Below are 11,687 nucleotides of genomic sequence, written 5' to 3' on the forward strand. Positions count from 1 at the left end.
ATGGGGCCGCCCGTTATACCGGAATCCATTCGTCCCCATGCCATCTCCTTCGACCGGCACGCCCTGGTTCGTGCTCAAGTTCGGCGGCACTTCGGTGTCGCAACGCCATCGCTGGGACACCATCGGCGAGTTGGCGCGCAAACGCGCGGAGGAATGCGGCGGCCGCGTGCTGGTCGTGGTATCGGCGCTTTCGGGTGTAACCAACGAACTGACCGCGATTGCCGATGGCGCCGCGGACAGCGTCGCGCGCGTCGATGCGCTGGTCGCGCGTCACCGCGCCTTCGTGCAGGAACTCGAACTCGATCCCGACACGGTGCTGGGTGAGCGCCTCGATGCGCTGCGTGGACTGCTGTCGGACGCGCGCGCCGGTATGCGTCCGCTCGGCTGGCAGGCCGAAGTGTTGGCGCAGGGCGAACTGCTGTCCTCGACCCTGGGCGCAGCCTATCTGCGATCCCGGGGCCTGGATTTCGGCTGGACCGATGCGCGCGGCTGGCTCGATGCGATCGAACTGCCCAACCAGAGCGACTGGGGCCGGCGCCTGTCGGTGTCCTGCCGACGCGAGGTGGACGACGACTGGCGCACGCGCTTCGCCGCGCAGCCGTCGCGCCTGCTGCTCACCCAGGGCTTCATCGCCCGCCATGGCGACGGCGGCACCGCCGTGCTCGGCCGCGGTGGTTCGGACACGTCGGCGGCGCTGTTCGGTGGCCTGCTGCGCGCGCGCTGCGTGGAAATCTGGACCGACGTGCCGGGCATGTTCACCGCCAATCCGCGCGAAGTGCCCGACGCGCGCCTGCTCACGCGCCTGGACTATGCCGAGGCGCAGGAAATCGCGACCACCGGCGCCAAGGTGCTGCATCCGCGCTCGCTGGGCCCGTGCCGGGTGAGCGGCGTGCCGATGGCGATCCTCGACACCGAACGCCCGCACCTGCCGGGCACGCGCATCGACGGCGATGCCGCCCCAGTGCCGGGGGTCAAGGCGATCAGCCGCCGCAACGGCATCGTGCTGGTGTCGATGGAAACGGTGGGCATGTGGCAGTCGGTCGGCTTCCTCGCCGACATCTTCGAGCGCTTCCGCCGTCATGGCCTGTCGGTGGACCTGATCGGCTCGGCCGAGACCAACGTGACCGTCTCGCTCGACTCCAGCGAAAACCTGGTCAGCACTGACGTGCTGGCGCGCCTGTCCGAAGACCTGGCGCAGATCTGCCGGGTCAAGGTGATCGCGCCCTGCGCGGCGATCACCCTGGTGGGCCTTGGCATGCGCTCGCTGCTGCACAAGCTCTCCGATGTCTGGGCGACGTTCGGGCGCGAGCGCGTGCACCTGATCTCGCAGTCGTCAAACGACCTCAACCTCACCTTCGTGATCGACGAGGTCGATGCCGACGGCCTGCTGCCGATCCTGCACGCAGAGCTGATCGATTCGGGCGCGATGCCGGTCTACGAGACTGCGGTGTTCGGCCCGCGGTGGAAGGACATCCTCGGCACCGCGCGGCCGCGGCCGGTGCCGTGGTGGCGCGGCGCGCGCGAGCAGTTGCTGGCGCTGGCCGGGAGCGGCACGCCGCGCTATGTCTACCACCTGCCGACGGTGCGCGAGCGCGCCCGCCAGCTGCTGGCGGTGGACGCAGTCGACCGGCGCTACTACGCGATCAAGGCCAATTCGCACCCGGCGATCCTGCGTGCGATCGCGGCCGAGGGCTTCGGCCTGGAGTGCGTGTCGCTGGGCGAAGTGGAGCACGTGTTCGACAGCGTGCCCGGCTTCGATCCGGCGCGTGTGCTGTTCACGCCCAGCTTCGCGCCGATCGACGAATACGCGCAGGCCTTCGCGCGCGGCATCACGGTCACGGTCGACAACTGCGAGCTGTTGCAGCGCTGGCCCGAGGTGTTCCGGGGGCGCGACCTGTGGCTGCGCATCGACCTCGGCCATGGCGACGGCCACCACGAGAAGGTCACCACCGGCGGCAAGGCTTCGAAGTTCGGCCTGGCGGCGGGCCGGGTGGAGGAGTTCGACGTACTGGCGCGCGCGCTGGACGTGCGCATCACCGGCCTGCATGCGCACCTGGGCAGCGGCGTGGAGACGCGCGAGCACTGGCGGCAGATGGTCGACGAGATGGCCGGCTTCGCCCGCCGAATCGGCACGGTGGAGGTGTTGGACATCGGTGGTGGCCTGCCGATTCCCTATGCGGCCGATGACGAGCCCTTCGACCTGGAGGACTGGGGCGCAGGCCTGGCCGAGGTCAAGGCGGTGCATCCGGGCTTCCAGCTCGCGATCGAGCCAGGCCGTTTCATGGTCGCCGAGGCCGGCGTGCTGCTCGCCCATTGCAGCCAGGTGGTGGAGAAGGATGGCGTGCATCGCGTCGGCATGGACGCGGGCATGAATGCGCTGATCCGGCCGGCGCTGTATGACGCTTGGCACGACATCGTGAACCTGTCGCGGATCGAGGATGCGGACGCGCGCGGTTTCGACGTGGTCGGGCCGATCTGCGAATCCAGCGACATCTTTGGCCATCGCGTGAAGCTGCCGGCGGCCACTGTGCCAGGCGACGTGATGCTGGTGGCCGACGCCGGCGCCTACGGTTACACCATGGCCAGCACCTACAACCTGCGGGCGCTGCCGGTCGAGGACATCATCGAATGAGCCAGTGGGTTTTCCAGCGCGACGCGATCCGCGCCTTCCGCTTCGTGCGCTGCGGCTTCGATGCGGCCAGCGGCGTCGCACAGCTGGTCTATGCCTTCGACGACGGGCCGGAGCTGGTCGAGACCGTGACCGTGCCGGGCGCGCCGTTCGAGCTCGACGGCGCGCGCGCTGCAGCCGCGGAGCGCGCGCTGCAGCTGCTGCATCTGGTCGCCGGCGTGAGCTACTACAAGGCGGCGGTGCCGCCGGAGATCCGCATCGAGTCCTACGCCATCGATGCGGCCACGGCCGGGCTACTGGAGGACGTCTACGTCCACGGGCTTGGGGAGTTCGCCTACCGCAATGGACTGGACCTGCACGGCCGGATCAGCTTCCCCGCGGAGAAGCCCTCCCCTTCAAGGGGAGGGTTGGGTGGGGATGGTGTCCTCATCGACGACCTGCGCCACCACGCCCTCGTAGCCATCGGCGGCGGCAAGGATTCGCTGGTCAGCATCGAGGCGCTGCGCGCGCTTGGCGTCGAGCAGACCGTCACCTGGATCGGCGGCTCGCAGCTGATCCGCGCCTGCGCCGAGCGCACCGGCCTGCCGACGCTCAACATCGGCCGCCAGCTGGCGCCGGAACTGTTCGACTACAACCGCCAGGGCGCGTGGAACGGCCACATCCCGGTGACCGCGGTGAACTCGGCGATCCTGGCCTTTGCCGCGATCGTGCTGGGCGTGGACCAGGTGGTGTTCTCCAACGAGCGCTCGGCCAGCTACGGCAGCCTGATCCTCGCGCCGGATGGAAGCATCACCGGCGAGGTGAACCACCAGTGGTCCAAGGGCTGGGCGTTCGAACAGGCCTTTGCCGCGCACTTGCGCTCGCACGTGGCCGGGGAACTGCGCTACTACTCGCTGCTGCGGCCGCTGAGCGAGCTGGCGGTGGCGCGCCAGTTCGCGAAAATCGACCGCTACGACGCGCACTTCTCAAGCTGCAACCGCAATTTCCACCTGCTCGGCGAGCGCCCGGTCAACCGCTGGTGCGGCGTGTGCCCGAAGTGCCACTTCGTGTTCCTGGCGCTGGCGCCGTTCATGCCCAAGCCGCGGCTGGTTGGCATCTTTGGCCGGAACCTGCTCGACGATCTGGCGCAGGTAGCCGGTTACGACGCGCTGCTGGAGTATCGCGACCACAAGCCGTTCGAATGCGTGGGTGAAGGCCGTGAATCGCGCGCCGCGATGGCTGCGTTGGCGGCGCGCCCGGAGTGGCGCGAGGACGCGATCGTGGCCAGGTTCGCGCGCGAGATCGCGCCGCAGCTGGGCGACGACGAGGTCGACGTCGAAGCCCTGCTGGTCGTCGACGACGAGCACGGCATCCCCGCGCCGCTGTGGGAGCGCCTGCGTGCGCGCCTTGCCGCCTGAGATCGCCGCGCTTGCCGGCAAGCGCGTTGCGCTGTGGGGCTGGGGTCGCGAGGGGCGGGCGGCATATGCGGCGCTGCGCGCAGTGCCCGCACGGGAAACGGGCAATGGGGAATCGGAACAACGGTTTCCTGCTTGGCTGACCCTGTTCTGCACCAGCGCGGAAGCGGAAGACGCGCGGGCGCTGGGCGATCCCGGGCTGGCGGTCGAGACCGAGGCGAGCGCCGAACGGCTGTCGGCCTTTGATATCGTGATCAAGTCGCCTGGCATCAGCGCGTACCGGCCCGAGGTGCTCGCGGCCGCAACGCAGGGCACGCGCTTCATCGGCGGCACCGCGCTGTGGTTCGCCGCGCGCCCGGATGCGCGCACGGTCTGCGTGACCGGCACCAAGGGCAAGAGCACGACCTCGGCGCTGCTGGCGCACCTGCTGCGCGCCGGCGGCCATCGCACTGCGCTGACCGGCAACATCGGCCAGCCGCTGCTGGAGCTGCTCGATGGCGACGCAGCGTACTGGGTGGTCGAACTCTCCAGCTACCAAACCCGCGACGTGGCCGCGAGCGGCGTGCGCCCGGACGTGGCGCTGGTGACCAACATCTTCCCCGAGCACCTGGACTGGCACGGCGGACAGGCGCGCTACGTCGAGGACAAGCTGGCGCTGGTGACCGAAGGGCATCCGCGCGTTGCCGTACTCAATGCCGCCGATCCGACCCTGGCGGCACTTGGCGGCGGCCTGGCCGAAAGCCAGGTGCATTGGTTCGGCGACGAAGCCGGCTGGCACCTGCGCGGCGACGCGCTGTGGCGCGGCGAGCGACAAGTGCTCGATACGCGCACGCTGCCGCTGCCGGGCCGGCACAACCGCGGCAACCTGTGCGGCGTGCTGGCCGCGATCGAGACGCTGGGCCTGGACGCGGAGGCGCTCGCGCCGCATGCCGCCAGCTTCCGGCCGCTGCCGCACCGGCTGCAGAGCCTGGGCACGCGCGACGGGGTCGAGTTCGTCAACGATTCGATCAGCACTACGCCGCACGCCAGCCTGGCGGCACTGGACGTGTTCGCCGGGCGCAGGGTCGCGATCCTGGTGGGCGGCCACGACCGCGGCCTGGACTGGAGCGGATTCGCCGCCGCCATGCGGCAGCGGCCCCCGGCGGTGATCGTGACCATGGGCCAGAACGGGCCGCGCATCCATGCGCTGCTGGAGGATGCGGCCGTGGCTGCGGGCTTCGCTCTGCATGCGGCCGACGACCTGGCCGCAGCCGTGGCGGCAGCGAAGGTCGCGCTGGAAGGCGAGGGCGTGGTCCTGCTCTCGCCCGGCGCGCCGAGCTTCGGCGCCTACCGCGATTACGCCGAGCGCGGGCGCCACTTCGCCGCCCTGGCGGGATTCGATCCGGCCGCGATCACGGCGATCCAGGGGATCGGCATCGTCTGAAGGCGCGTGCCCAACACTGCGTCGGCCGACCCCGACACCCCGCACGCCCACCCACGCCGTACTGCGCTAGGCTGCCTGCTTCCCGCACGGAGTCCGCCCATGTACCGTTCCGTCACCCTCTCCGCACTGCTTGCAGCCGCGCTGTAGGCGGCCCCAGCTGCCGCCGCAATGAAGGCCGAGCCGCTGGAATGGAAAGTAGGCGAGGACAGCTTCAGCGGCTGGCTGGTCTACGACGATGAAGACGACGACCTGCGTCCCGGCCTGGTGATGGTGCCCAACTGGATGGGCGTCACCGACGATGCGCTGGAGCGCGCGAAGGCCGTTGCCGGCGACGATTACGTGGTGCTGGTGGCCGACGTCTACGGCAAGGACAACCGGCCCGCCGACAGCAGCCAGGCCGGCAAGCTCGCCGGCAGCCTGCGCGGCGAGGACCGCGGGCCGCTGCGCGCGCGCATGCAGGGCGCGGTCGACACGCTCAAGGCGCAGGCGGGCAAGGTACCGCTGGATGCGGGCCGGATCGGCGCCTTCGGTTTCTGTTTCGGTGGCTCGGCGGTCCTCGAGCTGGCGCGCAGTGGCACCGACGTGGCCGGCGTGGTCAGCCTGCACGGTGGCCTGGCCCCGGGCGCACAGTCGAAGACCGTCGCGCGCATCAGCGCACCGGTGTTGGTGCTCAACGGCGCCGACGACACCGCGGTCGACGATGCGCAGATCCTGGCCTTCGAGCAGGAAATGGATGCGGCTGGCGCGGACTGGCAGTTCGTCAATTTCAGCGGCGCGGTGCACTGCTTCGCCGAGCCCTCCGCCGGCAGCGATCCGGCCAGCAACTGCCGCTACGACGCACGCGCGTCGCGGCGTGCGTACCGGATGATGGATGGCTTTTTCGAGGAAGTGTTCGGGCGCGATTGAGGCGGAGCGGGGTACGGGTCGATCAAAGGGGCGGAGCTGACGATCGCGGCTGAAGCCGCTCCTACAGGGCATCGATCCATGCTTCCGCTGTAGGAGCGGCTTCAGCCGCGATCGGGAACAACCGACCCCTCAAGACCCCCGATCCACCGCATACCGCGCCAGCCCGCGCAGCGCGGCCATCGCTTCGTTCTCCGGCAGGCGGGCCAGCGCGGCCTCCGCGGCCGCCGCATAGTCGCGCGCCCGGTTGCGGCTGTATTCCAGGCTGCCGGCCGCTTCGATCGCGGCCAGCACCTCCGGCATCGCGCCGGTGTCGCCCTGCTCGATCACCGTGCGCAGGCGCGCACGGGTGGCATCGTCGGCCCGGGTCATGGCATGGATCAGGGGCAGGGTCGCCTTGCCCTCGGCCAGGTCGTCGCCCAGGTTCTTGCCCAGCGCGGCGGCGTCGCCGCTGTAGTCGAGCACGTCGTCGGCGATCTGGAAGGCATAACCGAGCTGCATGCCGTAGTCGTACAGCGCCTGCTGGGTGGCCTCGTCAGCGCCCGAGGCCAGTGCGCCCAGGCGCGTGCCGGCGGCGAACAGCACCGCGGTCTTGCGCTCGATCACGCCCAGGTAGGCGGCCTCGTCGGTGTCGGGGTTGTGCACATGCAGCAACTGCAGCACCTCGCCTTCGGCGATGCGGTTGGTGGTGTCGGCCAGCAGTTGCATCACCGCCATGCTGTCGAGTTCGACCATCAGCTGGAAGCTGCGCGAGTACAGGAAATCGCCCACCAGCACACTGGGCGCGTTGCCCCACAGCGCGTTGGCGGTGCGGCGCCCGCGGCGCAGGTCCGATTCGTCCACCACGTCGTCGTGCAGCAGGGTCGAGGTGTGGATGAACTCGATGATCGCCGCCAGCTGGTGGTGGCGCGCGTCGACCGCCCCGGTGGCGCGGCCGGCCAGGGCCACCAGCATCGGCCGCAGGCGCTTGCCGCCGGCCGACACGATGTGTTCGGCGATCTGGTTGATCAGGACCACGTCCGAGGCCAGCCGGCGGCGGATCAGGGCGTCGATCGCGGCCATGTCGGCGGCGGCGAGCGCCTGGATGGCGGGCAGGTCGAGTCCGGGCGCGGCGGGGGCAGGGGCGTCCATGGACGGTCCGTGGATGGGGGAGCCGGCGATTATACGAAGCCTGCCGCGCCGGCCGTGCGGCGTAGTCCTACGCGTCGGCGCGGTGCGGCCCGACGCCGGTGGCCGCCGGGCTATAATCCAATGCCTTTCGCCGGGCACGCCGGCGACACCTGAGGAATCCCATGGCCCGCGGCATCAACAAGGCGATCCTTGTCGGCAATCTCGGCAACGACCCCGAAACCCGGTACACACAGGGCGGCATGGCCGTCACCAAGATCAGCCTGGCCACCACCTCGGTGCGCAAGGACCGGGACGGCAACAACCAGGAAAAGACCGAGTGGCACCGGGTGACCTTCTTCGGCAAGCTCGGCGAGATCGCGGCCGAGTACCTGCGCAAGGGCTCGCAGGTCTACGTCGAGGGCCGGATCAGCTACAGCGAGCACACCGGCGACGACGGCCAGAAGCGCTACTACACCGACATTGTCGCCGACGAGATGCAGATGCTCGGCGGCCGTGGTGAAGGTGGTGGTGGTGGTGGTGGTGGTGGTGGCTCGTACGAGCGCAGCCCGCGCCCGCAGCGCCAGGAAGCGGCCCCGCGGCAGGAATCGGCCCCGCGCCAGCAGCCGGCCCCCTCGCGCCAGGCGCCGCCGGTGGACGACTTCTCGGACGACGACATTCCCTTCTGAGCCGACGCCCATCCGACCGCGCATGCAGGCAGCGCCCGTGACGACCTGGCTGGTGACCGGTGGCGCCGGTTTCATCGGCGCCAACTTCGTCCTCGACGCGGTGGCGCGCGGCGTGCGCGTCGTCAACCTCGATGCATTGACCTACGCGGGCAACCTCGACACGCTCGAGGGACTGCACGGCAACCCCGGCCATGTCTTCGTGCACGGAGACATCGGCGACCGCGCACTGGTCGCGCGGCTACTGGCCGAGTACCAGCCGGGCGCGGTGCTGAATTTCGCTGCGGAAAGCCACGTAGACCGTTCGATCGACGGCCCGGCGGCCTTCGTCCAGACCAATGTCGTCGGCACCCTGGCCCTGCTGGAGGCGGCGCGCGACCACTGGAAGTCGCTCGAGGCCGAGGCGCGGGCCGCGTTCCGCTTCCTGCACGTGTCGACCGACGAGGTCTACGGGGCGCTCGGCGAGACCGGCCGGTTTACCGAATCAACGCCCTACGCGCCGAACTCGCCGTATTCGGCGTCGAAGGCGGCCTCGGACCACCTGGTCAGGGCGTTCCACCATACCTACGGGCTGCCCACGCTCACCACCAACTGCTCGAATAACTACGGACCCTATCACTTCCCCGAGAAGCTGATCCCGCTGGTGATCGCGCGGGGGCTGGCAGGCGAGTCGTTGCCGGTGTACGGCGACGGCAGGCAGGTGCGCGACTGGCTGTTCGTGGCCGACCACTGCGAGGCGATTCGCACCGTGCTCGCCCGGGGGCGGGTGGGCGAGACATACAACATCGGCGGCGACGCCGAGAAGCAGAACATCGAAGTGGTCCAGGCGATCTGCTCGCTGCTCGACCAGCGTCGGCCACGCCCGGATGGCAAGCTGCGCGCGTCGCAGATCACCTTCGTCGCCGACCGACCCGGCCACGACCGCCGTTACGCGGTCGACGCCTCCAAGCTGCGTGACGAACTGGGCTGGGCGCCGAAGTACAGCTTCGAACGCGGCATCGCCGAGACCGTCGACTGGTGCCTGGCCAACCAGGCCTGGGTGCAGCGCGTGCTCGACGGCAGCTATCGCCTCGAACGCATCGGGGAGACGGCATGATCGCGCGCAAGGGCATCGTGCTCGCGGGCGGTTCCGGGACCCGGCTGTACCCGATCACCCAGGCCATCAGCAAGCAGTTGCTGCCGGTCTACGACAAGCCGATGATCTACTACCCGCTCAGCGTGCTGATGCTGGCGGGCATCCGCGAGGTGTTGATCATCAACACGCCGCACGAGCAGCACCTGTTCAAGGCGCTGCTTGGCGACGGCTCGCAGTGGGGCATGCGCATCGAATACGCCGCGCAGGCCAGTCCGGACGGACTGGCGCAGGCTTTTGTCATCGGCCGTGATTTCCTCGACGGCGCACCCAGCTGCCTGGTGCTGGGCGACAACATCTTCCACGGCCCGGGCCTGACCGACATCCTCCGCCGCGCCGACGCGCGAGACGGCGGCGCGACCGTGTTCGGCTACTGGGTTTCAGATCCCGAGCGCTACGGCGTGGCCGAGTTCGACCGCGAAGGCCGCGTGGTGGATATCGAGGAAAAGCCCGCTGCGCCACGCTCGAACTATGCCGTCACCGGTCTGTATTTCTACGACGGCCGCGCCGCCGACTTCGCGTCTACGCTGCAGCCCTCGTCGCGTGGCGAACTCGAGATCACCGACCTCAACCGCTGCTACCTCGAACGGGGCCAACTGCACCTGGAGCGCCTCGGACGCGGCTACGCCTGGCTCGACACCGGCACCCATCAGTCGCTGCTCGAGGCCTCCAACTACATCGGGACCATCGAGGCGCGCCAGGGCCTGCGCGTATGCTGCCCCGAGGAGATCGCCTGGAACAATGGCTGGATCGACGAAGCGCAGCTGCAGGCGCTTGCAGCTCCGCTGGTGGGGAACGGCTACGGCCGCTACCTGCTGGGGCTGCCCGATCGCGGGTTCGTGCCTTGAAGCTGGTCGAGACCGGCCTGCCGGGCTGCGTGGTGATCGAACCGAAGGTGTTTGACGACGAGCGGGGCTTTTTCTACGAATCCTTCAACCGGGACAGGCTCGCCGCGCACGGGCTGTCGCCAGCGTTCGTGCAGGGCAACGTGTCGCGCTCGGCTCGGGGCGTGCTGCGCGGACTGCACTACCAGTGGCCCAGGCCGCAAGGGAAATACGTGTCGGTCCTGGAAGGCGAGGTGTGGGACGTGGCCGTGGACATCCGCGGTGGCTCGCCGAATTTCGGCCAGTGGGCCGCGGTGCTGCTGAGCGCGGAGAACCGCCGCCACGTCTGGATCCCGGAAGGGTTCGCACACGGATTCGTCGTGCTCAGCGAGCAGGCGCTGGTGAGCTACCTGTGTACGGCGACCTACGATCCGTCCGCGGACGCCGGTATCCGCTGGAACGACGCCGACCTCGCCATCGATTGGCCGCTGGCCGATCCACAGCTGTCGCCCAAGGATGCCCGGGCGCCGTTTCTGGCCGACGTCCCGACCGAACGGCTGCCGCTCTACGCGCCATGAGGATCCTGCTGCTTGGCGCCAACGGCCAGGTCGGGCGCGAGCTCCGGCGGTCGTTGGCGGCTGGCGAGCTGGTGTGCGGCACGAGGGGCGGACGCCTTGCCGATGGGCAGGCGTGCGAAGCCGCCGACTTCGACGTGCCTGATTCGCTGCCCGCGCTCGTCGCGCGCATCGGCCCCGACATCGTGGTCAACGCCGCCGCCTATACCGCAGTCGACCGCGCCGAGTCCGAGCGCGAGGCCGCGTTCCGCGCAAATGCGCAGGCACCCGCGGCGCTCGCGGCCGCGTGCGCCGCGCGCGACGCGCTGCTGGTGCATTACTCCACAGACTACGTGTTCGACGGCACGGGCACGCGCCCGTACCGCGAAGACGATCCTGTCGCGCCGATCAACGTGTACGGGGAGAGCAAGCTGGCCGGCGAGCAGGCGATCCGCGCAAGCGGTGCCCGGCACATGATCCTCCGCACGGCCTGGGTCTACGCCGACCACGGCAGAAATTTCATGTCGACGATGCTGCGGCTGGCGCGAGAGCGCGACGAGCTGCGCGTGGTCGCCGACCAGATCGGCACACCGACGCCCGCAGCGCTGATCGCCGATGTCACGGCGGATATCCTCGCAAAGCCGTTCGCTGTGTCCGGCCTGTGGCACCTGACCGCGCAAGGCGAAACCAGCTGGCACGGATTCGCGGAGGCCATCGTCGAGCGGGCACATGCGCTGGGCCGGATCGAGCGCCGGCCCAGCATCGTTCCGATCGCCACCGCCGACTATCCCACGCCGTCGCGCCGGCCGGCCTACTCGCGGCTGGACTGTTCCAGGCTCGAGTGCGATACGGGGATCAGGTTGCCCGACTGGGAGACTGCGCTGGCGACCGTTCTGCGATAGGCTCGCGTCGGCGAGGGATGGGGATCCCTGCACCGGTCCACGGGGACGGGATGTCGTCGATGAGGGGGAAGATCATGGGCATGCGTTGTGCTGCCGCACTCGCGGTGTGGGCGTTCTTTGCGCTGGTGTCGAT

At 69.6% G+C, this 11,687-nt stretch carries 10 protein-coding genes; 9 read left to right on the forward strand and 1 reads right to left on the reverse strand.

Annotated features, from left to right (window positions below):
* The first annotated feature begins 37 nt into the window (after positions 1-37).
* The 4 genes from ACW5DW_RS09820 (at position 38) to ACW5DW_RS09835 (ending at position 6,352) form a co-directional block, all read left to right on the forward strand.
* A complete protein-coding gene (locus ACW5DW_RS09820) occupies positions 38-2,632 on the forward strand; it encodes a bifunctional aspartate kinase/diaminopimelate decarboxylase (RefSeq protein ID WP_457018662.1) in 2,595 nt (864 codons plus the stop codon).
* Positions 2,629-4,026, forward strand: coding sequence for a UDP-N-acetyl-alpha-D-muramoyl-L-alanyl-L-glutamate epimerase (gene murL, locus ACW5DW_RS09825; RefSeq protein ID WP_457018663.1), 1,398 nt, complete (start codon positions 2,629-2,631; stop codon positions 4,024-4,026). The genes ACW5DW_RS09820 and murL overlap by 4 nt, the downstream gene beginning before the upstream one ends.
* Positions 4,016-5,446, forward strand: coding sequence for a UDP-N-acetylmuramoyl-L-alanine--D-glutamate ligase (gene murD, locus ACW5DW_RS09830; RefSeq protein ID WP_457018860.1), 1,431 nt, complete (start codon positions 4,016-4,018; stop codon positions 5,444-5,446). The genes murL and murD overlap by 11 nt, the downstream gene beginning before the upstream one ends.
* A 168-nt stretch (positions 5,447-5,614) precedes the next feature.
* Positions 5,615-6,352 carry a dienelactone hydrolase family protein gene (locus tag ACW5DW_RS09835; RefSeq protein ID WP_457018664.1) on the forward strand — a complete coding sequence of 246 codons (738 nt, stop codon included), beginning with the start codon at positions 5,615-5,617 and terminating at the stop codon, positions 6,350-6,352.
* Positions 6,353-6,481: 129 nt separating this feature from the next.
* On the opposite strand, the gene ACW5DW_RS09840 is transcribed toward ACW5DW_RS09835, so the two are convergent.
* A complete protein-coding gene (locus ACW5DW_RS09840) occupies positions 6,482-7,480 on the reverse strand; it encodes a polyprenyl synthetase family protein (protein WP_457018665.1) in 999 nt (332 codons plus the stop codon).
* Between the two features lie 161 nt (positions 7,481-7,641).
* On the opposite strand from ACW5DW_RS09840, the gene ssb reads away from it, so the two are divergent.
* Genes ssb through rfbD form a run of 5 tightly spaced genes read left to right on the forward strand, consistent with a single transcriptional unit; the run spans position 7,642 to position 11,554 of the window.
* On the forward strand, positions 7,642-8,145 hold the full coding sequence (ssb, locus tag ACW5DW_RS09845; RefSeq protein ID WP_457018666.1) for a single-stranded DNA-binding protein: 504 nt from the start codon (positions 7,642-7,644) through the stop codon (positions 8,143-8,145).
* Between the two features lie 37 nt (positions 8,146-8,182).
* On the forward strand, positions 8,183-9,238 hold the full coding sequence (gene rfbB / locus ACW5DW_RS09850; RefSeq protein WP_457018667.1) for a dTDP-glucose 4,6-dehydratase: 1,056 nt from the start codon (positions 8,183-8,185) through the stop codon (positions 9,236-9,238).
* Positions 9,235-10,122 (forward strand): glucose-1-phosphate thymidylyltransferase RfbA, encoded by an 888-nt coding sequence (gene rfbA, locus ACW5DW_RS09855; protein ID WP_457018668.1) that lies wholly within the window; start codon positions 9,235-9,237, stop codon positions 10,120-10,122. Before rfbB ends, rfbA begins: the two co-directional genes overlap by 4 nt.
* On the forward strand, positions 10,119-10,676 hold the full coding sequence (gene rfbC, locus ACW5DW_RS09860; protein WP_457018669.1) for a dTDP-4-dehydrorhamnose 3,5-epimerase: 558 nt from the start codon (positions 10,119-10,121) through the stop codon (positions 10,674-10,676). Before rfbA ends, rfbC begins: the two co-directional genes overlap by 4 nt.
* Entirely contained in the window at positions 10,673-11,554 is an 882-nt protein-coding gene (gene rfbD, locus ACW5DW_RS09865) for a dTDP-4-dehydrorhamnose reductase (protein ID WP_457018670.1), read from the forward strand. Before rfbC ends, rfbD begins: the two co-directional genes overlap by 4 nt.
* Positions 11,555-11,687 lie beyond the last annotated feature (133 nt).

It is taken from the genome of Luteimonas sp. A482 (assembly GCF_054072655.1).